Annotated in this window: 18 protein-coding genes; 8 read left to right on the plus strand and 10 right to left on the minus strand. The window is 69.9% G+C overall.

Features of this window, described 5'->3' with window-relative positions; genetic code table 11:
• Positions 1-13: 13 nt before the first annotated feature.
• Together M6G08_RS10960 and M6G08_RS10965 are read right to left on the minus strand one after the other, a co-directional pair.
• On the minus strand, positions 14-658 hold the full coding sequence (locus M6G08_RS10960; protein WP_272586978.1) for a class I SAM-dependent DNA methyltransferase: 645 nt from the start codon (positions 656-658) through the stop codon (positions 14-16).
• A 155-nt stretch (positions 659-813) separates the two neighbouring features.
• Positions 814-1017, minus strand: a complete 204-nt coding sequence (locus M6G08_RS10965; protein WP_004984723.1) for a cold-shock protein — start codon at positions 1015-1017, stop codon at positions 814-816.
• A 292-nt stretch (positions 1018-1309) separates the two neighbouring features.
• On the opposite strand from M6G08_RS10965, the gene M6G08_RS10970 reads away from it, so the two are divergent.
• From M6G08_RS10970 to M6G08_RS10980, 3 genes are all read left to right on the plus strand, one after another.
• The gene (locus M6G08_RS10970) at positions 1310-2158 is read left to right on the plus strand and encodes a menaquinone biosynthetic enzyme MqnA/MqnD family protein (RefSeq protein ID WP_272586980.1); all 849 of its coding nucleotides are present in this window, start codon (positions 1310-1312) and stop codon (positions 2156-2158) included.
• Positions 2159-2243: 85 nt separating this feature from the next.
• Positions 2244-3995 carry a serine/threonine-protein kinase gene (locus tag M6G08_RS10975; protein ID WP_272586981.1) on the plus strand — a complete coding sequence of 584 codons (1752 nt, stop codon included), beginning with the start codon at positions 2244-2246 and terminating at the stop codon, positions 3993-3995.
• Between the two features lie 148 nt (positions 3996-4143).
• Complete coding sequence (locus M6G08_RS10980; protein ID WP_272586982.1) at positions 4144-6489, plus strand: BamB-related PQQ repeat family beta-propellar protein; 2346 nt, start codon at positions 4144-4146, stop codon at positions 6487-6489.
• Positions 6490-6560: 71 nt separating this feature from the next.
• On the opposite strand, the gene M6G08_RS10985 is transcribed toward M6G08_RS10980, so the two are convergent.
• Positions 6561-11201, minus strand: a complete 4641-nt coding sequence (locus M6G08_RS10985; protein ID WP_272586983.1) for an FtsK/SpoIIIE domain-containing protein — start codon at positions 11199-11201, stop codon at positions 6561-6563.
• 256 nt (positions 11202-11457) lie between these two features.
• Between M6G08_RS10985 and M6G08_RS10990 the strand changes: the two genes are divergently transcribed.
• Positions 11458-11757, plus strand: a complete 300-nt coding sequence (locus tag M6G08_RS10990) for a WXG100 family type VII secretion target (protein ID WP_073725395.1) — start codon at positions 11458-11460, stop codon at positions 11755-11757.
• 201 nt (positions 11758-11958) lie between these two features.
• On the opposite strand, the gene M6G08_RS10995 is transcribed toward M6G08_RS10990, so the two are convergent.
• Positions 11959-12564: a hypothetical protein gene (locus tag M6G08_RS10995; RefSeq protein ID WP_272586984.1), complete on the minus strand. Its 606-nt coding sequence runs from the start codon at positions 12562-12564 to the stop codon at positions 11959-11961.
• A 156-nt stretch (positions 12565-12720) separates the two neighbouring features.
• Between M6G08_RS10995 and M6G08_RS11000 the strand changes: the two genes are divergently transcribed.
• Positions 12721-14091 (plus strand): putative T7SS-secreted protein, encoded by a 1371-nt coding sequence (locus tag M6G08_RS11000; protein ID WP_272586985.1) that lies wholly within the window; start codon positions 12721-12723, stop codon positions 14089-14091.
• Positions 14088-14834, plus strand: a complete 747-nt coding sequence (locus M6G08_RS11005) for a hypothetical protein (RefSeq protein ID WP_272586986.1) — start codon at positions 14088-14090, stop codon at positions 14832-14834. The genes M6G08_RS11000 and M6G08_RS11005 overlap by 4 nt, the downstream gene beginning before the upstream one ends.
• Before the next feature lie 24 nt (positions 14835-14858).
• On the opposite strand, the gene M6G08_RS11010 is transcribed toward M6G08_RS11005, so the two are convergent.
• The 5 genes from M6G08_RS11010 to M6G08_RS11030 form a co-directional block, all read right to left on the minus strand.
• Positions 14859-15164: a hypothetical protein gene (locus tag M6G08_RS11010; protein ID WP_336298987.1), complete on the minus strand. Its 306-nt coding sequence runs from the start codon at positions 15162-15164 to the stop codon at positions 14859-14861.
• Between the two features lie 85 nt (positions 15165-15249).
• Positions 15250-16230, minus strand: coding sequence for a hypothetical protein (locus M6G08_RS11015; RefSeq protein WP_272591311.1), 981 nt, complete (start codon positions 16228-16230; stop codon positions 15250-15252).
• A 44-nt stretch (positions 16231-16274) separates the two neighbouring features.
• Positions 16275-16931, minus strand: coding sequence for a hypothetical protein (locus M6G08_RS11020; RefSeq protein WP_272586988.1), 657 nt, complete (start codon positions 16929-16931; stop codon positions 16275-16277).
• A 223-nt stretch (positions 16932-17154) separates the two neighbouring features.
• Complete coding sequence (locus tag M6G08_RS11025) at positions 17155-17496, minus strand: hypothetical protein (RefSeq protein ID WP_272586989.1); 342 nt, start codon at positions 17494-17496, stop codon at positions 17155-17157.
• Positions 17493-17783: a hypothetical protein gene (locus M6G08_RS11030; protein WP_272586990.1), complete on the minus strand. Its 291-nt coding sequence runs from the start codon at positions 17781-17783 to the stop codon at positions 17493-17495. The genes M6G08_RS11025 and M6G08_RS11030 overlap by 4 nt, the downstream gene beginning before the upstream one ends.
• A 162-nt stretch (positions 17784-17945) precedes the next feature.
• On the opposite strand from M6G08_RS11030, the gene M6G08_RS11035 reads away from it, so the two are divergent.
• Both M6G08_RS11035 and M6G08_RS11040 read left to right on the plus strand, forming a co-directional pair.
• The gene (locus M6G08_RS11035; RefSeq protein WP_272586991.1) at positions 17946-18248 is read left to right on the plus strand and encodes a winged helix-turn-helix domain-containing protein; all 303 of its coding nucleotides are present in this window, start codon (positions 17946-17948) and stop codon (positions 18246-18248) included.
• Positions 18249-18535: 287 nt separating this feature from the next.
• Entirely contained in the window at positions 18536-19105 is a 570-nt protein-coding gene (locus tag M6G08_RS11040) for a hypothetical protein (protein WP_272586992.1), read from the plus strand.
• Positions 19106-19181: 76 nt separating this feature from the next.
• Here M6G08_RS11040 and M6G08_RS11045 read toward each other — a convergent pair whose 3' ends face one another.
• A complete protein-coding gene (locus tag M6G08_RS11045) occupies positions 19182-21299 on the minus strand; it encodes a hypothetical protein (protein WP_272586993.1) in 2118 nt (705 codons plus the stop codon).
• Positions 21300-21373: the final 74 nt, after the last annotated feature.

Below are 21373 nucleotides of genomic sequence, written 5' to 3' on the forward strand. Positions count from 1 at the left end.
GGGAGGGGGAGCTTCAGCGGCGGGCGATCAGGCAGGCCTGCGGGACCTTCGCGGAGGTGTCCTCCTCCTGCACGCGCACCGTCCGCGACAGCACGGTGAACCCGGCCTCCTCCAGCAGCCGGGACATCGCCTCGGGCCGCCGCCGTTCGAAGTGCAGGGCGACCGGGCGGCCGAAGGGACGGTCGAGGTGCATCGGCTCGTCACCGACCTGGAAGGCGAGGAGGAAGTGCCCGCCCGGCGCCAGCACGCGCCGCACCTCCCCGAAGAGGTCCGGCAGCCGGTCCCACGGCGTGTGGATCGACGAGTACCAGGAGACGGCCCCCGCGAGCGCCCCGTCGGGCAGCTCCAGCTCCAGCATGGAGCCCTGCTCGAACCGCAGCCCCGGGTGCTCGCGGCGCGCGACCTCCAGCATCGCGGCGGAGAGGTCCAGGCCGAAGACGCGCAGGCCGAGCGAGGCGAGGTGCGCGGTGACCCGGCCGGGCCCGCAGCCCAGGTCGGCCACCTCCCCCTCCGGCCCCACCAGCTCGGCGAAGGCGCCCATCAGCGCCCGGTCCAGCGGGGTGCCGGCGCCCGAGGAACGGTGCAGGTCGGCGTAGTCCTCGGCGATGGTGTCGTAGAAGGTGCGGGTGGTGTCCAGGAAGCCGGTGTCGTGGGTCATGGCGGGACCCTAAGGCTTGCCACCGACAGCCGCCTGGACGCACAGGATCCACCAGGAGTCACCGGGAATTCATGGGGCGCCGGGCGCCGGGCGCCGGAAAGGGCAGGAGCCCCGTCGCCGAAACCGGCGCGGGGCTCCTTGGGTACTGCTGTCGATCAGACAGGAGTGACATTCTCCGCCTGCGGGCCCTTCGGACCCTGCGTGACGTCGAAGGACACCTGCTGGTTCTCCTCGAGGGACCGGAATCCGGTCGCGTTGATCGCGGAGTAGTGGACGAAGACGTCGGGGCCGCCGCCTTCCTGGGCGATGAAACCAAAGCCCTTTTCGGCGTTGAACCACTTCACGGTTCCGGTAGCCATAAGCCCTCCTTGGGCTCAAAGGGTTGCCCTGCTCCAGAACCAGCAAGTGTGAAGACTGTGAATGCCGCACAACTGCATACGTCTGAGAACGACGAGAGCCCGCGGTCACATGCTCCGCAGGCTCTGTACTGCAAGGGAAACCAAACTGCAACTTGCTGTGAGCCTAGCACGCAGGGCCCCCGGCGCAACAGAGGCCAAGATCACTTCACCCGAATGTTTGAACCACCCGGCCGTTCGGCTGACGCCGGGGGTCGGCGACCGGCGGAAACGGGGGGAGGGCTAGCCTCGCGATGTGGACAATTCTCGCACCCGGCCGCGCGTCGGCCACATCCAGTTCCTGAACTGCCTGCCCCTGTACTGGGGGCTCGCGAGAACGGGAACGCTCCTCGACTTCGAGCTCACGAAGGACACCCCGGAGAAGCTCAGCGAGCAGATCGTCCAGGGCGATCTCGACATCGGTCCCGTCACCCTGGTCGAATTCCTCAAGAACGCCGACGACCTCGTCGCCTTCCCCGACATCGCCGTCGGCTGCGACGGACCGGTCATGTCGTGCGTGATCGTCTCGCAGGTGCCGCTGGAGAAGCTGGACGGCGCCCGCGTCGCCCTCGGCTCCACCTCGCGCACCTCCGTCCGCCTCGCCCAGCTCCTGCTCGCCGAGCGCTTCGGGGTCACGCCCGACTACTACACCTGCCCGCCGGACCTGAGCCTGATGATGCAGGAGGCCGACGCGGCCGTCCTCATCGGCGACGCGGCGCTGCGCGCGAACATGATCGACGGCCCGCGCTACGGCCTCGCCGTGCACGACCTGGGCGCGCTGTGGAAGGAGTGGACGGGCCTGCCGTTCGTCTTCGCGGTCTGGGCGGCGCGCAAGGACTACGCGCGGCGCGAGCCGGAGCTGACCCGCAAGGTGCACGAGGCCTTCCTCGCCTCCCGCAACCTCTCCCTGGAGGAGGTCGACAAGGTCGCCGAGCAGGCGGCCCGCTGGGAGGCCTTCGACGAGGAGACCCTCGCGAAGTACTTCACCACCCTCGACTTCCGCTTCGGCGGCCCGCAGCTGGAGGCGGTCACCGAGTTCGCCCGCCGGGTGGGCCCGACGACCGGCTTCCCGGCGGACGTGCAGGTGGAACTGCTCCAGCCCTGACACAGCCCTGTTTCCACCGGGGCCCGGCACGGGCGGCGCACTACCCTGCTCCCAGACACTGGCGTACGGGGGAGGGGTGGACGCCATGCAGCCGCTCGACGTCGACGAGCCCACGGCCGTGGGGCCCTACCGGCTGCTCGGCCGGCTGGGCGCCGGCGGCATGGGCCGGGTCTACCTGGGCCGCAGCGCCGGCGGCCGCACGGTCGCCGTGAAGATCGTGCACCCGCACTTCGCGCTCGACCAGGAGTTCCGCGCCCGATTCCGGCGCGAGGTGGACGCGGCGCGCCGGGTCGGCGGCGCCTGGACGGCGCCCGTGCTCGACGCGGACCCGGAGGCCCGCGTCCCGTGGGTCGCCACCGCGTACGCGGCCGGCCCGTCCCTCACCGCGGCCGTCACGGACGGCGGCCCGCTGCCGGACCACTCGGCACGGGCGCTCGGCGCGGGCCTGGGCGAGGCGCTGGCGGCCGTGCACGACCTGGGCCTCGTCCACCGCGACGTGAAGCCGTCCAACGTCCTGCTCACCCTCGACGGCCCCCTCCTGATCGACTTCGGCATCGCCCGCGCCACGGAGGGCACCGCGTCCCTCACCTCCACCGGCGTCTCGATCGGCTCCCCCGGCTACATGTCCCCCGAGCAGATCCTCGGCAAGGGCGTCACGGGCGCGGCGGACGTCTTCTCCCTGGGCGCGGTACTGGCGTACGCGGCGACGGGCGAGCCGCCCTTCCCCGGTGACTCCTCGGCCGCGCTCCTCTACAAGGTCGTCCACGAGGAGCCGCGGCTCGGCACCCTGGACGGCGAGGTGCGGGACGTGGTGGCCGCGTGCCTCGCCAAGGACCCGGCGGCCCGCCCGGCCCCCGGCGACGTGGCCCGGCGCCTCGCTCCCGAGGGCGCGGCCCGCCTGGTCGCCGGCGGCTGGCTCCCGGGACCGCTGGTGGAGCGGGTCAGCCGGAGCGCCGTGCGGCTGCTGAACCTGGAGGCGGCGGAGGAGCCGCCGGGGGCGGTGTCGGGGCCGGTGGGGTTCAGCCGGCCGTCGGTGGGGGCGGGGGACGCGGGGTTCAGCAGGCCGCCGGGGGAAGCGGGGGATGCGGGGAGTGCGGGGAGCGCGGGGAATGCGGGGAGTGGTGCGGCGCCCGGCGTCTTCGGGCCCCCGCCGGTGATGCCCACGCCGACGGTGATGCCCACGCCTACGGCGCCCGGCACCGGCGTACCGGCCCCGCGCGACGGCGACCGCCCGCCCGGCAGGCTCTCCGTCTCCGTCGCGGCCACCTCCACACAGGCGGGTGAGGGGCGCCGGGGCCGCCGGCTCAGCTGCACGGTGGCGCTCGCGGTGGCCGGGGCGATGGCGGCGGTGACGGTCGGTTCGGTGTTCGTCCTCGACCTGCTCCCGGGCGGCGGGAGCAACGACTCCGCGGACGGCGGCACCCCCACCCCGTCGGCGACCGCACCGTCCGACCCCGGAGCGGACACGGGCGGCGCCGGTGCCGCCCCCGTCCCCGACCGCTACGTCGGCACCTGGGAGGGCCAGGCCGTCGCCGTCGACGGCAACCTGCCCCTCGGCACCTTCCGGCTGACCGTCCGCGAGGCCGCGGTCGGCGAGAAACTGGGCACCCTGCGCCACACCGACCTCTTCGGCGGCACCTGCGACGACGTACTGACCCTGAAAAAGGTCACCGACAAGCAGATCGTCGCCGGCGCCGTGGGAGCCGAGGGCAACCGCGACGTGTGCAACCAGGCCCTCCACACCGTCCGCCTCACGCCGGTCGGCGACGACCTCCGGTACGAGTCGGACAGCGAGGACTCGGGGCGGCCGAAGGCGCGGTTGTCGAGAGTGCGGTAGCCGCCGCGTCAGGTGTGCGGGAGGGCCGATGGACCGCCGTCCCCCTGCAACCGCCTCAGCCACCCCTCTTACTACTGTGTCTGCCACAGCGAACGTCCCTGTGCGAGGCGCGGCGTTCGCCCACGCTTGACGACGGGGAAGGCCGGCCATGGACACACTGCAAGCGGACGATCCGAGGGAGTTGGGCCCCTACCGCCTCCTGCGCAGACTGGGCGCCGGTGGCATGGGACGCGTCTACCTCGCCCGGTCGCCCGGCGGCCGTACGGTCGCCGTGAAGGTGGTCCGCCCCGACCTCGCGGCGGACGGCGACTTCCGGGCCCGCTTCCGGCACGAGGTCGAGATCGCGAGAGCGGTCTCCGGCCGGTTCACCGCGCCCGTCGTGGACGCCGACCCGGACGCGCCCCTGCCGTGGCTGGCGACGTCGTACGTCCTCGGTCCCGACCTGACGGACGTGGTCGCGGCCCACGGAGCGCTGCCGGAGCGCACGGTCCGCGCGCTGGCCGCCGGACTCGGCGCCGCCCTCCAGGACATCCACGCGGCGGGCCTGATCCACCGCGACCTCAAGCCGTCCAACGTCCTGCTGGCGGCCGACGGACCGCGCCTCATCGACTTCGGCATCGCGCGCGCCGTGGACGGCAGCCGGATGACCCAGACCGGCGTGGTGGTCGGCTCTCCCGGTTACATGTCGCCGGAGCAGGCGACGGGCAAGGACGTCGGCACGGCGGGCGACGTGTTCTCGCTGGGTTCCGTGCTCGCGTTCGCGGCGACCGGGCGCGGCGTCTTCGGTGACGGCACGGCCTCGCACGCCTCGCTGCTCTACCAGATCGTGCACGGCGAGGCCGACCTGACGGGCGTACCCCCGTCCCTGCTGGGGCTGATCCGTGCCTGCCTCATGAAGGACCCGGCGCGGCGTCCGGCGCCCGCGGAGATCGTGACCGCGCTGGCCGGGCAGGGCATCGACGCCGCCCTGCACGACTGGCTGCCTTCGGCGGTGGCCTCGACGATCGCGACCCATGCCGCGGGGATCCTGGACCTGGAGGCACCCGACGCACCCGCGAACGTCCCGCCGGCGCAGGCGGCGCCCGCGTTCGGTCCGGCGCCGACCATGCCGGTCGGGACACCGCCGGCCGGTACGGCGCCGCTCGGGACACCGCCCGGCGGTACGCCACCGGCCGGATACGGCACGCCGCCCGGCGGCACGTCGGCACCGTCACCCGGCTACGGCGCCCCCCTTCCCGGCACGGTGCGGGTCGGCGCGGGCGGGGCGCCGGCGCCGGACCGCTCCCGGCGGCGGGCGCTCGGCCTGGCGTTCGGCGCCGCGGCGGCCGTCGCGGTGGCCGGAGTCGGCGGCGGGTGGCTGTTCGCCTCCGGGGACGGCGTCTCCGACGACGCGACGGACGCTCCCGGCAAGGGCGGTTCGGCCGAGCCCGCGGACGAGACCTTTACGACCCCGCCCGCCGGAGTGGCCCCGCAGCCGCTGTGGCACAAGTCGGCGAAGGAGGACAGCACCAGCCCGCGCGTACCGCTCCTCACCCACGCGGGACTGCTCCTGGTCAGCGGCGACCCGCTCGTGGCCTACGACGTCAGGACCGGCAAGGCCCGCTGGACCAAGGCGGGTATCTGCCGGCCCGGAGCCAGGCTCCTCTTCCACGGCGGCAAGGTCTTCCTCGCCGACGGCGACTACGAGGGCGCCCTGGTCGCCTACGACGTCAAGACCGGAGAGGAGGCCTGGCGCAGCCGCCTCGGCAAGCAGCTGTCCGTCGAGGACACGATCGCCATCGACGGCAAGAACGTCTACGTCACGGCGACCGACCACGGCCAGTCGAAGAGCGCCACCAAGTACCGCACGGCCGTCGCGGCCGTCAGCCACACCACGGGGAAGACGGCGTGGGTCCAGCACCGTGACTGGGGCACGAAGGACTACGACGTCCAGGGCACCGCCTCCGGCAAGTACCTGGTCTACGCCGACTCGAACCTCAACCTCACCGTCCGGGACACCGCCACCGGCGGCCAGGTGTGGACCAAGAAGATCGGCGACGAGTGGTCCTGGCAGCCCACGGTCGCGAACGGCCTCGTCTTCCTCCCGGGCGACGAACTCAAGGCCGTCGACGTGGAGAAGGGCCGCACCGTCTGGACGCTCGACCCGGCCGGCCGCCGAGGCTTCGACAACCCCACGGTCTTCGACGGCGTGCTCTACGTCAGCGACCACGACGACGGCGTGTGGGCGGTGAACGTCAAGACCGGCAAGCGGACCTGGCTCTGCGACGAACTGGACGTCGACGGCCCGGAGTCGTTCCTCCGCGCGGGCTCGACAGTGTACGGCGCCACCGGCTCCGTCGACGGCGGCATCGTCGCCCTGGAGACGAAAACGGGCAAGCTCCGCTGGACGTACACCGACAGCAAGACGGTGGGCGAGCCGTGGCAGATCACCCTCGCCGGCAACCGGCTGCTGGCGACGCACGGCCACGAGATCTACGCGCTGCCGGCGGTGTAGCGAGAACGACGGGCCGCAGAACCGAACGTCGGTCCTGCGGCCCGTCGCCACTCCCGGGCGGCGGGCGCCCGTCACATCGGCGTGGTCACCGTCAGATGTTCCCCGCTGCCGAGGTGCAGCATGCCCTTGCCCGGAGTGATCTGGCCGCCGACCATGCTCCGGTTCGTGCGGATGCCGATCAACTCACCCGCGGAGCTGTCCTGCGGGGACAGCAGGATGCCGCGGCGGGCCTTCTTCATGTCGACCTGCCAGCCGGAGAAGCCGTCGCAGATCTCCTCCTCGTCACCGGCGATGACGACGGCCAGACCCTCCTCCACACCGCGTTCGACGATGCGCTTGAAGATGTCCTCGGCGTCGCAGTCGTCGTGCACCTCCGCGTCGTCGACCAGGACGACGATCGGCTGCCCGGGACTGGCCGACTCGATCAGCTCCTCCATCTCGTCCTCGTCGATGTCCCGGCCGGTGAAGACCTTCAGGACTCCGTCCGTCCCCTCCAGCTCGCGCAGCGGCGACGGGCGGGGTGCCGCCAGGACCAGCCGTACGCCCTGGGCGAGGCAGGAGCGCGCGACGTTCATCAGCACCGTGCTGCGCCCGGACTTCGCGGGCCCGCCGATCACGAACGCCGGGACCCCCTGCGCGAGGTCGGGGCCGAAGGCGGTGAGCTCGTCGCCGCCGACACCCACCAGCGCCCACAGCGGCGAGGCGCTCGCCACCGGGTCGCGCATGTCCCAGGCATCGGCGAAGGAGATCCGGCTGGGCAGCACGTCGACGCGGAACGGGCGGCGGGAGCGCGGCAGCCCGGCGTCCCGGGCGGTCGCCGCCTCGCCGATCGCGACGAGCGCGGCAGCCTGACCCTGACCGGTGGTGTCCTCGGCGAGCAGGGCGAACTGCGTCTCGGTCGCCGTCCCGCTCGCGTAGCCCCGGCCGGGCGGGATCTCCTCGGGAAGCTTGCGCGCGTTGATGTCCAGCAACGAGAAGTCACCGCGGTCGGCGAGGCGCAGACCGTACTTGTCCTCGGTCAGGGAGGAGATCCGCCCGGTCAGGAGCTGGCGGTCGCCGGTGATCACCAAGTGCAGGCCGATGCTGGCGCCCTCGCGCATCAGCACCATCACCTGGTCGGTGAGGTCGCCGTGGTTGTACTCGCCGAGCGTGGGCAGCCAGCCCTCCCAGCGGTCGAGGAAGACCACGATGTGGGGCAGCCGCTCGTCCTCGGCCGCGGCGGCCCGCTGCTCCCCGATGTCGGCGTAGCCCTCCTCGGCCAGCAGGTCCTGTCGCCGGGTGAGTTCGCCGGTGAGCCGGTTGAAGAACCGGATGACCCGCTCCTGCTGATTGCGGCCGACGACCGCGCCGCAGTGCGGCAGCCGGGTGAGCGCGTTCAGGGCGCCGTTGCCGCAGTCGATGCCGTACAGATGGACGTCAGCGCTCGACACGGTGCGGGCCAGGGAGCCCGCGATGGTACGCAGCACCTGTGAGCGACCGCTGCGCGGACCACCGGCGATGAGCAGATGCCCGAAGGTGGCGAAGTCGACGACCACGGGGCGACGGGCCTGTTCGGCGGGCAGGTCCGCGATGCCGTACGGAGCAGCCGGCAGCGCCCCTTGGCCGCGCACCTCCGGAACGTCGTCCAGCAGCAGCGTCTCGTCCAGGGCGGGCAGCCACGGAGAGTGCTGGGCCGGGATGCCGAGGGCGGTGTTGGCCTCGCGGACGGCGTCCACCAGGACCTTCAGATCGGTGATCTCGTCGTCCTCCCGCGCCTCGGACTTGGGCTTGGCGAGCCCCGCCCGTCCCAGGTCCTCCCACGAGAGCTGCCCGGCCCACGGGGCGAGCGCCGCCGGATCGGCGGCACCCGGGCGGCGGCCACCGACGCGGCCGGACTGGAAGGGGATGAGGGAGGCGTGGCCGAGACGGACGTACGCGCGCCCCGGCGTGCTCTTGGCGATGTGACCGGCGTCGGGAGCGTCGATGACGTCGGTCGACTCACCGGCGTCGGTCACGCGCAGCGCGATCCGGAGGTTGGTGTTGGCGCGGATCTCGGGCGACACGACACCACTCGGCCGCTGTGTGGCCAGCAGGAGGTGAATGCCGAGCGAGCGGCCTCGCTGGGCGATGTTGACGAGACCCGTCACGAAGTCGGGCAGGTCCCGGACCATGGACGCGAACTCGTCGATGACGATGAGCAGCCGGGGCACGGAAGCGTGGGACGGGTCCCGGCGCACCAGGTCCTGGTAGTCCTCGATGTCCTTGGCGTCGGCGGCGGCCAGGATGTGCTCGCGCCGCTTCAGCTCCGCGCCCAGCGATTCCAGGGCGCGTTCGACGAGGTGCGCGTCGAGGTCGGTGACCATACCGACGGTGTGCGGGAGCTTGACGCAGTCCTTGAAGGCGGAACCGCCCTTGTAGTCGACGAGGACGAACGTCATGTTCTCGGGCGTATTGGCGACGGCGAGCGCGGCCACGATGGTCTGGAGCAGCTCCGACTTGCCCGAACCGGTCGTACCGGCGATGAGCCCGTGCGGGCCGTCGCGCCGGATGTCGATGCCGAACGGCCCGTCGTACGACTCACCGATGACCGCCATGGTGGACTGACCGCCCATGCGCCAGCGCGCGGCGACGCCGTCGTGCGTCGGGGGTTCCAGCTGGAGCACGTCGAGGAGCCGGCTCGAGGACGGGAGGGCGGAGTCCTCGGTTTCGCCGCTGATGTCGCGCAGGGGCGACAGCGCCCGCGACAGCCGGGCGCACCAGGCGGGGGAGACGAAGTCCGGGCGTACCCCGGACCTGCGCCGTGCGCCGGTCTGCTCGACGCGCAGCCGCAGCTCGGGGGCCCGCTCGGCGGCCTGCTGCGCCTGCTGGGCACCTTGGTGCCAGGCCTGGAAGGAGGGAAAGCCGCCGGCGGCCTGCGCGGAACCGCCGGCCTGAGCGGTGACGCCGTCATCGTGGCGGCGCAGTGGCTCGGCGACGACGAAGGCCTGGCACTCGCCGGGCAGGAAGCGCTCCTCCTCGTCCAGGCAGATCGCGTACATGGCGACCGCCGGCCCTTCCCGCAGGAGCCGCACGACACCCGGCAGCGACCTCAGCCGACGCGACCCGTCCCAGACGACGACGATGTCCGGGTCGGAGAAGGCGGGACCGGCACCCCCGCGGTTGTTCTCCTTCAGCGCCTTCTGCCGGGCGTCGAGCAACTGCGTCAGCTCACCGACCCGGGCGCTCACGGTCTCGGAGTCCGTCCCCACCATCACGTTGACGTCCTGGCCGTTCACCGGGCGGGCGTGCGGGAGCCAGCGGACCCAGTCCCAGCGCGGCTGCGCCTGGTTCTCGGTGAGCACGTAGAACTGGACGTCCATCGGGCTGTGCAGCACCGCCGTCTGCGCCACGGCCCACCTCGCCAGTGCCTGGGCCGAGTCACCGGGCCCCGCGACACCGATGACGCCCAGCTCCCGCAGCGGCAGCGCGACGGGCGAGTCCTCGATGTCCCAGGTCACCTGGCGCTTGTGGTCGTCCTGCTCCGGATCGTCGAGCACGACCTCGGACGGCACCCGCCCGGTGCCGACCCGAAGAAGCAGATGGTCGGCATCCGTGCGCCGCCTCTCCCACAACCGGGTACGGGGCCCGGTGCCGAAGGCGAGCACGGAGGCGGGGTCGGGAACGGTGCCGCGCCGCTCGAGCCGCTCCAGCCGCAGCGCGTCCTGCGCGTCCTTCTCGATCCGCTCCTTGGTCTCCTTGTACTCCTTGACCTGCTGCGCATGGGACTTGCGCCCGTGCTTCTTGTCCATGAAGTAGTTGCCGAAGAGCATGACCGGGCTCAGCAGCGCCATGATCATGTAGTACCAGCGCCCGAAAATCATGACGGACACGACGGCGCCGACCAGCGGGAACAGCGCCATCAGCCAGGGCAGCGGCCGGGCTTCGTAGTCCCTGGGCGGAGTAGGCAGCCGAAAGTGCGTCTCGCGCTCCGCCGGGCGCAGTCGAGGAGGCCGGTTGTAGTCGAGCCCGGCCCCGTCCTCCGACCACTTCAGGGCGGCGTTGGGAGGGGAGTAGGCATCGATCTCGAGAAGCGTGTTGCGGAGGGCGAGTTGGGAGCCGAGGGGCCAGGTCCCGCCGTCGAAGTCGTCACCGTCGAGCCGGGGGTGGTTGGGGTCGCGCTCCGTCTCCTCCTGCTTATCCTCTCCCTTCCGCCTCTTCTTCCACTTCTCCTGCGGCTCCTCCTGGACCCCGGTGTTCTTCTTCTCGATGCCGTGAAGGGTGACGTCGCAGGTGCCGTCCATGGCGATGGACAAGGTGGCGGCGCGCGAGGCGAGTTCGGGATCGTCGATGCGGAGGTGCGCGGCAGGCCCGCTGCCGATGTCGTACCGGCCCACGCCCAGCCGGTGCACGACACCGGCGGCTGGACCGCCGGCCACGCGGAACTCCACGACACCGGTCGGCTCACCGGCAACGCAGCCGGCCGGATCGTGCAGACTGACGACAGCCCCCTCGCGCAGCGGTGAGCCGACGATGTTGGCGTCGGGATCGAGGGCGTAGCCGTCGACGAAGGCCTGCGGTGCGCCGCCGGGGCCGGGACGCCCGCCGATAGGAATGACCTGCGCACCATCGGCAACACCGACATGGCGTGCCAGCTCCCGAGTGATGTCGCCGACCGACGACTCCGGATCGGCGTCGAGCACCACATCGGCGCTGGCCCCGCCGATCGGGTCGACGACGGTCAGACTCAGGCGCACGTTCGTCCTCCTCGCTGGGCTGAGGCCGCCCCCGGAACGCTGAACACAGTGCAGCGACCTTAGCTGCCGCACCTTTCCCCTGTGCAACGGGCTGCGCACCGGTTCCCGCTTCCCTCGCCGGGCATCCCTGTCATCCCAACAGCCCCACCCGTAAGATCTTTGCTCGTGCGGACCGTCGGCACACGACCGGGCGGCCCGCGTCGGGCAAGCCACGGGGGAAGGCCCTGCGGCGACCGCAACGGGAGGGAGAGCCGTCATGGCCAAGGACGCAGACCTTACTTATGCCGAGATGGAGAAGAAGGCCAACGACCTCATCAAGGCGATGGGCGACATGGAAGACATGTTGAAGGCCATCGAGAAGGGCGTCGAGGAACTCGTCGCCAACGGCTTCACCACGCAGAAGGCCTCCGGCGCCTACGACGAGTCCATCAAGGACTTCACCAAGGGCGCGGCCAAGACCGTGAAGGGCCTGGAGGGCCTGTCCAAGTTCCTCACGAACGCGAAGAAGGCGTACGAGGACCTGGACGAGCAGCTGGCGAAGAGCGCCAAGGGCTGAAGTCGGCGTCACCCCCTTGTCCGGGCGCGAGGCGACACGTACGTGTCAGGCCGCGCCCGGACGGGGTGGTCCCTGAGGAAGAAAGTCTGAACGGGCGGCAGACAGAACTCGGTATGACCGCGGCGACGCTTTGGGCAGCGAGAAACCGCGCGACGTCCTCGGCGATTTTTCGGTCACATGGAAAGATCGCTAAAACTCAACTCACCTGAACGATGAGCTCGGTGGCCAGTCGACGTCGGCCTCCCGGAGGATGCGCCCGTACTTCGAGTACCTGCGCCGGGCGATGTACAGGCCGGTCGCGAAGAGCGCGGCGAAGAACAACCAAATCCCAGCGCACACGAGGGTCGACTGGGGCGTGAAGCCTGTCTGGGAGAGGGGAATGAGCATGGCTAGGGGAATGACCAGGAGGGCGGTCAGCCCTCGCCGCCGATGGGTCCGGCTGTAGTCGACCATGATGCGGGCGTGCAGGAGGTCGACGTCATGCTTGGCCTCGGCCAGTGGGCGCAGACGATTGCCACCGGGCCGCATACCGGGCAATTGTCCCCCTTGCAGTGCGGTGGGGAAGTGCCGGGCGGCCCACGCGGATCGCTCCGGGGCGTCCGGGAGGCGTCGAAAGGCGAAGTACGGGTTCGGGCTTCCCTTGGGCGAAATCGACGACAGCCCTTCGTAGCGGTACCCGTACTGCTCGGCGACATAGGCGAAGGCCGCGAACTTGCGCCAAGAACGCTGCAGGTTGCGTGCGTCATGGCGCTCTGCGCCTTGTGCACTGTCCCGCAGCAGTGCCTTCATCTGAGGCTGCAGGAACATCGAACCTCCTGGAGTGGGGCCGGGGCCGGGTCGTCGGAAGGTGTCAGGACGCGGTTACCGTGTTCGTCGGCGGCGGGGGAACCACTCGCCTCACGGATAGCTTCCTATCACTAGGCCAGACAAGCCCCTAGCGGCGGGGGCGCGACATGTAGGGGGATGGCAGTGGGTTCGTCGAAGTACCCCAACCTCGGGTTCGATCCGGCTCCGGGCGATCTGGAGACGGTGCGCCTGATGGTGTCCGCGATCGGCCGTGTCAACCGGGAGAGTGGTACGGCGCAGACCCAACTCGGCAAAATCGGCAAGTCCGACGGCATCTGGGCCGGCAAGGCCGCCGAGGTGTTCACGGAGTCCGTCGACAAGATTCCGCCCTATCTCAAGCGGGCCCTCGACTCGGTCGGGTCTGCACACCGTGCGCTGTCCAACTGGGAGACGAGTCTCGACGCGTTCCAGGCACGGGCGCGCAAGCTGGAGGAAGAGGCGGCGGCGGCCGCACGCAAGGTGAGCAGTGCCAAGGGTGACCTCGACGGTGCCTCCGACGACACGTCACAAATGACGGACAAAGAAAAGGAAGAGTACGAGAAGGACAAGAAGGGCAAGGAGCGGGCGTACGACGCGGCGAATGACGAGTTGGAAGCCGTGCGGGGAAGGGCTAGCGCCCTGAACGTGGAGTACATCTCGGCGGCGGACGCGACGGCACGCACGGTCAAGGAGGCGGCGGACGACGCACCGCCCGAGCCCGGCTGGTTCGACGACCTCGTGGACGGTTTCACCGAGTTCCTGACCGATGCCTGGAACGTCCTCAGCGACCCCAACTTCTGGAAGCTGGTCGGGGACATTCTCGCCGACATCGCCATGGTGATCGGTGTGGTCTGCCTGGTCGCCCTCATGCTCGGTACAGGCGTGGGAGCGCTGGGGCTCATCGGTTTCATCGTCGGTGTCGGCGCTCTCGCCGCCCACAGCGCCGCGATGATCGGTGGGGCGGAGGGTGTCACCTGGGAGACTCTGGCCTGGGACGCGCTTGGAGTCGTCGCCGGTGGCGCTTCCCTCGCCGGTGCGAAGCTGGCGCAGGCCGGGCGGGCACTCGTTCAGTCCGGCCGGTCTCTGAGGGCTTCCCAGGGACTCATGGCCACCCTGGGCAGGATCGGCCCGGGGGCCTGGGGGAACATCGCGAAGATCCCCAGTGGCATGGCCGGCTCGCTGCGCGGATTCGCCAGGGCGGGGCAGGGTTGGGTGCACGTCGCCACGGGCAAGGCGCTCGATGTCGTCGGCACGGTGACCGGTGCGGGTTTCGCCATCGGCTCCAACACCAATGACGGCCGGTGGCTGGACGGCGACTGGAACATCTCCGACATACCGGTGGTCGGCCCGGGAGCCGGATTCGCCGCCTACGAGGCGCCGGACAGCGAGCCGAATACGATGGCGCCCGGTCCGCTGGGGCCCCGGTTCGACACCGCCACCACACTCACATCGGCCGGCGAAAGCTTCACCAAGGGCCTGCAGCCCTCCAACTTCGGGACTGCCGCATGACACAGACGCCGATCGACGCGGCCGCTCGTCGCGAGGTTCCCTATGCCTTCCAGTGCACCGTTCCCGACGAGTTCGTCCGACTTCCCGATCCGGGAGCCGTCGACGGCTGGCGCGAGGCGCTGGCACAGCTGGTACCGGACGCCGACGAGGGGCAGCTGGACTCCGCGACGCAACAAATGCGTGCTGCCCTCCCCGGCTTCTCCGCAGGAGGCGATGACACCGTCGATCTGACGGCGATGTGCCTGGGGACCGAAAACGTTTCGGGCGAGGAGCGACTGTCCATGGGGCTGCTCGCGGTCACTGTGCGCCCGAGCGGGCACTACGACCGGCTCCTGACGGCTGAAGGCATTTACCGGGCGAAGTACGAGAAGTTCTTCGCCGGCGAGGGAGAACCGCAAGAATTGGACTTCGACCTGGGCAAAGGCGCACAGGGGCGTCAGGACATGCTGTTGGCAGCCAAGCTGCCCTGCGGGCCAGGCGTGATGTCCGCGTCACTGCGCCTGCTCACGCTGCCGGCGCGCTTTATGACAGAGAGCGGGGTCCTGGACGCCGACAGTCCTGCCGGGGCGATTCGGCCAACTCTGCCCGTGGCATCGCTCCAGCTGATCGTCCCCGCGCCGCGGGACTACTGCGTCTACGTGACCATCTCCACGCCCTCAGTGTTCCTGCTCGATTCCTACTGTGGACGGCTGGCGCAGATAGGCCGCACGTTCACGTTCGACGTGGCGCAGCAGAACCGCTGAGCTCGGCAGACCGCCATATTCAGATTACTTACCGGACTCCGCCTGCTTCTTCTTCATCTCGTCATAAAGTTTCTGATCTAGCTTGGTGAATTCCTCCGACGCCTTCTTGGCGAACTTCGACACGCCTTTCGTCACTTTCGACAGCTGACCGAAGCCGTAGTCCCAGGAGTCAGCGAAATCGTCACAGGCCGATTCGAGGCCGCTGTGGCCCATCTGTTTCGAGTCGGCGTGCTTCATCTCCTTCGAGGCGGACTTCATCTGGCCGCCACTGGTCTCCAGTGTCCCGGCCATGCCCATTACTTCGTCACTTGCAAATCGAAGAAAAGACACCGTCTGCTCCTCCCGTCGTTCCTTAGGCTGCCATCGACGCCTGAGCATACTGAGCCTGAGGCAACCCGCTCTCATCGCCGTCTGCTCACCGATTGACCGCTTGAATCTCCTGCACGGTGACCGCCTGGTTGCTGCCAAAGGTCCCGTCCGGCAGGTCGCCGCCGGCGCCGTCGGTGCCGGTCCAGGTGATCTCCCAGGTAATGGTGGCCTGGAGGTCGTACGTGCCGTCTCCCGAGGAGCGGAGATACTTGATGCCGCAGGTCGGTTCCTGGTCGGCTTTGCCCTTCGCGTAGGGCTCGCCGATGGAGCCGTCAGCGTTGATGACGCATTCGCCGGAGGCGGGGTAGACATCGGCGTCCGGTGTGCCAGGCTCGAGTTTCAGTGACACCGGGGTGGCCGTGGTCGTGGCGGAGAGGTTCCAACCACCCACATCGAGGGTCGCGGTGACCGAGACCTCGTGGAAGTCAGCCTTGTCGAGCCAGGCCCAAGTGGGGAGGTTGACCTTCGTGGTGTCCGCAGGGGCCAAGGAGACCTCCGTGTCGGGTACCTGAAGTTGGTTGTACGCGAGCATCGCCAAGGTCTCGGTGTCGATGGCCCCTTCCACCGGTGGGTCATCGCCGTTGTCGACCCAGAAGTCGGCTTGGCTGCAGGCCAGGTAGTCATCCCCTTCGAGGCGGCCCCAGTCGTAGACCGTTCCCCAGAACATGCCTTCGCCGGCCTTCTCCTTGTTGAAGTCCTCGTAGGGGTTTCCCTCGATGTACCGAGACTTCTCGGCGGCGTAGCCCTCCGCCGCGCCGCTGAAGTGCCCGACGTTCCAGCGATCCTTGAAATCCTTCTCGTACTCTTCGGGCGTCCACTTCGGCTCGTACCAGCAGGCAGGTGGTTCATAGTCGCCCACTGGAGTAAGAGCGCCGGTCGACTTGGCGGTTCCGTTTTCGGAGGTATTGAAAGTTACCTGAGAGGTTATCGTGCGGCCGCTTGAACCGCTGCTGGTCTCGGCTTCTCCGCGTGATCCGCCGAAGCCAGTCTCTGCGTGCGCCGAGCCCGCTGTGAGCGGAGTACTCATGAACAGCACGGCTGCTGGCAGGGCGAGCAGCTTTCTGCTCAGCCTTACGGAATGCACTTCTCGCTCCCCCGCTTGGAGATGACCTTGCTGGTGACCCAAACCCCCGCAGGGTTCTGCTCCAGGCGGCTGACGTAATACACGTAGGAGTTGTCGGAGGGGGCGCTACGGTCGACCTTGTTCGACTCCCGGAACTTGTTGAAAGCCTTGCTCTCATCTGCGCAGAGCGTGACCGCTGCGGTGGTCTTGCCGGACAGATCCACGGTCGGCGCGTAGTAGCGCGTGGTTCCGGTGATGGTCGCGCTGTGGTCCACGAAGGTCTGCACCCATTTCGCGGCTCCCGCCAATGCCTCGCCCTCGTAGTAGAAGCTGAGAGCGGGCGACTTGGTGTCTCCCTCGGTGATGGCACGAGTGACAGCCGTCATTGATCGTCCCGCGTCTTCGAGGACTGCGTCCTTGGCGGCGTCCCCGGTGTTCCAGTCCTCGAAGACTTCCTTGACATCGTCGGGCAACGAGAGGTCAGGGCGATCGACGTCGGCCGATGGGCTTGGTGAGGGAGACACCGATGCCGACGAGTCGCCGGTGTCAGCGCCAGCGATCTTGTCCTTGTCGCTGGGCTCTCCTTCCCCACTGCCGCAGGCCGTCAAGAGCAGTGCTGCCGTTGCGGTGACTGTGGCTACAAGCGGCAAAGAGCGGCGCTTCACAGTGGACTCCCCGTGAGACAAAAGTTCAGTCAAGAGCACAGACGTTATCGATGAGGTTGCTGGTTTCGCCAGGGCGAACTATTCCGAGAAGCGGGGCATTTCGGGCTCCCCGGGGCGATATGACGTGGCGCTGTGTCCTGATTGTGTCAAGACGGGGCGCGGCTCCGGGCGCAGGATGTGCTGCGTCCGGAGCCGTGGCGGGACTGTGGGTGTTCTGTTCTCGCTACAGGGCCGGTCGGCGTCCTGTACACGCGCAGGGCGGGTGCGCCCTTGGACAGGGGGTTGGCCGGGTGTCGCCGGCGTGGACTTCGGGCTTGGGGGTGGAGTCGGCCGCGGTCCCGTCCGCGTTGGCGTCGCAGACGCGGATCTTCAGGTGGGAGCGGCGGCGGGCGGCGGCGTCGAGGATCTCGAGGGGGTCCGGCATCGGCGGGTAGTGCGGGGCGCACTCCGGGCATGCGTAGACGTTGAAGCCGGGGCCTGTGGCGGCGTGGACTTCGTGGACCAGAACCGGTTCGTCCGTGGTGCGCTGACAGCGGGCGCACATGCGCCGGGCGGGGCGGGTCATCGGGTGGCTGCCGGTGCGTATGCGTTGTCGGGGTTGTGGATGCACTTCTGACCCACGGTGACGCCGACGCCGATGCCGAAAGTGGCTGGGTGTCGGCGGTTGGGCGACGCCAGAACGTAGGGGCGTACGAGGCGGGAGGCGTTGCCGTCGAGGGTTTCGGTGAAGCGGGGTGGCGGTGCGGGGATGAACCGCAAGGGCGGCTCCTCGACCAGGCGGTGGCGGCCCTGAGGGCCTGGTGTGCAGATGCTCAGCATCCACGCGAGAAAGCGGACGGTAAGGTCCAGCATGTTGGCGCTCCTTTGCAGCGTCGGCCATGCCCCGGGGCGGCCACTACCCGTCGCCGGGGTCCTTGTCGTGGCAGCCACGCTACAGGGTGCGCATGTGTGGTGTATAGCGGTTAGGTGTGCTCCGGTGATGGCTGGCGCTGAGTGCTGTCGTACGTTGTTCGAATGACACGGGAATCAGGGCAGTCGCCGATTGACCCGAACAAGATCGCCTACGTGTACATGCAGATGGCTGATCACATCGCAGAGCGGATTTCGGCAGGGGAACTGCGACCGGGTGCTCGGTTGCCCGGCGAGCGTGACCTTGCTGCGGAGTACGGAGTCGCACATCTCACCGCTCGTCGCGCCACTCGCGAACTCCGAGAGCGGGGGCTCGTCGTCACGCTCCCCGCCAAAGGCACCTTCGTCGCGTATCCCGAGGGCACCAATGAGTCGCCGGTGCCTGAGCAGGGCGACGCCGAGCAGTAGCCCGACCGGCTGTCGAGAGCCCTGCTTGCCCTGGCCGGGCCCGTCATGATGCGGGTAGGAGGTCAGCCGCCGTGTCCCTCATGAGTGAGCTGATCGGGCGGGGTGTCGTACCCCAGGGATTAGGGTGCGGTACGCCCCTGAAGGCGTCGCCGGCCCGACGGACGACCCGGACAGCAGCTCGTACGGAGGGTTCCTCGGGACCCTCTTCGTGATGGCCGTCGTGATGGGCACCTGGGGCGGGGTTCGGCAGAGCAGGTGGGATCGTGAGTACGGCGGGGAGCGAGCAGGTGTCGGACGAGGAGAAGGCCGACGAGGACGTCCCGACCCGGAAACGGGACATGACCGGGCTGGTCCTGTACCTGGTTGTGGGCGTACCGGTGCTGGTCCTCGCCATTGGGAGCATGCGGTGGTTCTCGCGTCACATCGCGCCGGTTGTGTACGACGTGCCCGGTGGCTCCTGGGCAGTCGGTGCCGCTCTGGGAGTGCTGAGTCTTGTCGGGTGGGCCGGTGTTGTGCCGGGCCGGTTCGACGGCCAGGCGAGGCCCAGTGGCCCGGCGCGTGTGATGTGGGTCGTTACCCGAGTGGCCTGCGTCGCGGCTGTGTTGGCGCCGGTCTCCTTCCTGATCAGTGGCCTGCCGGGCAAGAACTGCCGGTCGTACGAGCCGGGGTGTGCCTATATCCCCGGGGCAGGGTCGGCAGTGCTCGCGTATGTCGCCGTCGCGGGCGGAGTGGGCTGGCTCTTCTACCGTTGGCGCCGTGCCGTCATCGAAGAGCGCCGTGCGCGGGAGGGGGAGCGCCAGCGGAAGCTGCGCAAGAAGGGCAAGGGCAAGAGTCGCCGCGCTGCCGCTGGGCGGTAATCGGTGCCGGTGTCTCGTGTGTCCATCGTGTGTCCTCCGATCGGCGTCAGACGCGATGCGGGGAGCGGTCCCTGGCTCACTGGGCGGGTGAGGTCTCCCGCACTCGGTCCGCCAGGCGGTTGATCCCGTCGCCGAGCACGGACAGGGGACTGCCCGTCGGCTCGTCGTACGGCACGCGCGTGCCGGACGGGCCCGGCAGGGTCAGCCTGCGTTCGCGCAGTTCGTACGGTGTGGTGTTGGCCGCGTCCAGGCAGAGCGGGCACAGCGACAGCCTGCGCCTGCGGTTGCCTTGCGCCAAGACGCGGACGTGGCGGCGGCCGGCCGAGGGGCCGTGGAGCGGGTTGATGGCGCAGCAACGGTCGTTGGTATCGCCGTCGAGGGCGTTGCGGGCCCCGCGGGCGAGGACAATGACGGCCAGGAGGGTCGCCGGGTCGGTACCCGGCGCACCAAGTGAGCTCATGCCTTCGATGTCGCCATCGACGAGGAACATCGCGGCGTCGAAACGTTCCCAGGCGAGGGCGAGAGCCTCCCGCCCGGCGTCGGTCTCGGCGACGGCCTGTCCCGCCGCCGAGAGTTCCGTACAAGCCGTACGGCACAGGTACGCCTCGGACGGCTTGCTCGGTGCCGCCAGAGTCAGCGCCTGCGTCCGCAGCACCGCCGGAATACGCCGGCGCAGCACCGCCGCGACGATCCCGAGGAAGCCCGCCACCAGCCCGAGCAGCAGCAGCGCCGCCACCACGCCGACGAACAGGCCCGGCCAGAAGTCGGTGGCGAAGAGCGGCGGGAGGGCGTTCTCTGCCTCGGGACTGAGGGGGCGCGCAGGGTCGCCGGAGGTGGTCGGCTCGTCGGTGCGCGGTGACTTGTCGAGGTACGTCATCAGCGCGTCGAGGCGCTCGCCCAGGAGGTGGTCGTCTGCCTCGTCCGACCGGTCGTCTCCGTAGGAGATGAACTCGGGGATGTCGTAGAGGAGGCGGAGACTCTCCAGGCGCAGGCCGTGGTTGAAGACGTCGATGTAGCCGTCCAGCGGGTCGGCGACGACGTACACGCCGTCCGCCTCGCCGACCTGGTCCGCCTTGCTCAGTTCTGCCCGCACCGCGGCCGCGAACAGCTCCTCGTCACCGGCTGACTCGTCCTCCGGCAGGTGCGGCACGACGGTGACGTACACCGGGCCACCGCCCTCTGAGCGCCCGAACTGTTCGATGCGGTCGTGCAGCCGGGAGAGCTGAGTGGCGTCCAGAACCTGTGGGCTCTCCGGGTCCACGTACACCGGGTCGCGGGCCAGGCCGGCTGCGACCCGTTCGACGCGTGCCGTCATGTCGGCGGCGCTGGGCAGCGGAGCAACACTTCTTTTCGTCTGGTCGAAGACGAGCGGAGCGGTGAGGGCGATCGCTGCCACGGCGGCGAGGGCGAGGCCCGGGGTGAGCAGACGCCGCCAGACGGGGCGGCCCGCGGCGGGGCGGGGCGGGGTCGCTCGTGGGAAGCGGCGACGGGCCCGCCGTACACACGGCGCCAGCAGCAGGATCGTCAGCGGTACGCTGGTGAGCGCGATGCCCGTGACGAAGGACTGGTTCTTCCGGTCGGCCGGGCCGATGTACATCTCCTCGGGCTCGTAGCCGTCCCGGAGCTTCTTGCCGGCTGCGGCCGCTCGCGCCTCCGCCTTCTCCGGGCCCTGCGCGACGACGTCCACGAAGCGTTCGAAGTTGCGCAGCGGGCCCGCGTCGTGGGGGAGCTCGTAGGCGGCGACCCTGCGGGCGGCCTCAGCGGGGGCGTTCACGCCGTAGGCCGCCGCCTTCCTCACTCCCGAGTCGTCGAGGAGTACGTAGAGCCCGTCGTGCCCGAGCTTGTCGTGCACCGTGCCCAGCAGGTCCTCGCCGGAGCCGCTCTGGTACGGCAGGACGAGCACGTACGTCGGTACACCGGTGCGCTTGGCGAGCCGGGCGAAGTCGGGCGCCATGGAGGGCGGGATCACGCGGGGGAGCTGATCGGTGACGTGGACCGGGTTCTCGCGGAGGCGGTCGGCCAGGTAGGCGGCCTGGTTGGGCGGCTGGTTCGCCGCGGGGGCGTCGGCGGCGCGGGCCGGGGAGGCCGCCAGAGCCGCTGAGGTGAGGAGCAGGGCGGTGAGGCCGCAGAGGGTGAGGAGCAGGCGGATCCCGCCGAGCCCGGTGCCGACGGCCGGGGGTCGTTCGTCCGGCATGAGTGTGGTCACCGCTCGCTCTGCCCCGTGTCCCCGTCCCCGACCGTGCATTCCTCGCCCGCGGCACTCTACTG

This window comes from Streptomyces sp. M92 (assembly GCF_028473745.1).
In the GTDB taxonomy this organism is placed as follows: Bacteria; Actinomycetota; Actinomycetes; order Streptomycetales; family Streptomycetaceae; genus Streptomyces.

Excerpts from the sequence above, each read along its gene's own strand:
- M6G08_RS10995 (WP_272586984.1), bottom strand. The coding sequence starts at position 12,564 with ATGTTCCTGCAGCCTCAGATGAAGGCACTGCTGCGGGACAGTGCACAA.
- M6G08_RS10960 (WP_272586978.1), bottom strand. The coding sequence starts at position 658 with ATGACCCACGACACCGGCTTCCTGGACACCACCCGCACCTTCTACGAC.
- M6G08_RS11015 (WP_272591311.1), bottom strand. The coding sequence starts at position 16,230 with ATGAGTACTCCGCTCACAGCGGGCTCGGCGCACGCAGAGACTGGCTTC.
- M6G08_RS11030 (WP_272586990.1), bottom strand. The coding sequence starts at position 17,783 with ATGCTGGACCTTACCGTCCGCTTTCTCGCGTGGATGCTGAGCATCTGC.
- M6G08_RS11005 (WP_272586986.1), top strand. The coding sequence starts at position 14,088 with ATGACACAGACGCCGATCGACGCGGCCGCTCGTCGCGAGGTTCCCTAT.
- M6G08_RS10990 (WP_073725395.1), top strand. The coding sequence starts at position 11,458 with ATGGCCAAGGACGCAGACCTTACTTATGCCGAGATGGAGAAGAAGGCC.
- M6G08_RS11000 (WP_272586985.1), top strand. The coding sequence starts at position 12,721 with ATGGCAGTGGGTTCGTCGAAGTACCCCAACCTCGGGTTCGATCCGGCT.
- M6G08_RS11035 (WP_272586991.1), top strand. The coding sequence starts at position 17,946 with ATGACACGGGAATCAGGGCAGTCGCCGATTGACCCGAACAAGATCGCC.
- M6G08_RS11045 (WP_272586993.1), bottom strand. The coding sequence starts at position 21,299 with ATGCCGGACGAACGACCCCCGGCCGTCGGCACCGGGCTCGGCGGGATC.
- M6G08_RS10980 (WP_272586982.1), top strand. The coding sequence starts at position 4,144 with ATGGACACACTGCAAGCGGACGATCCGAGGGAGTTGGGCCCCTACCGC.
- M6G08_RS10975 (WP_272586981.1), top strand. The coding sequence starts at position 2,244 with ATGCAGCCGCTCGACGTCGACGAGCCCACGGCCGTGGGGCCCTACCGG.
- M6G08_RS10965 (WP_004984723.1), bottom strand. The coding sequence starts at position 1,017 with ATGGCTACCGGAACCGTGAAGTGGTTCAACGCCGAAAAGGGCTTTGGT.
- M6G08_RS11025 (WP_272586989.1), bottom strand. The coding sequence starts at position 17,496 with ATGACCCGCCCCGCCCGGCGCATGTGCGCCCGCTGTCAGCGCACCACG.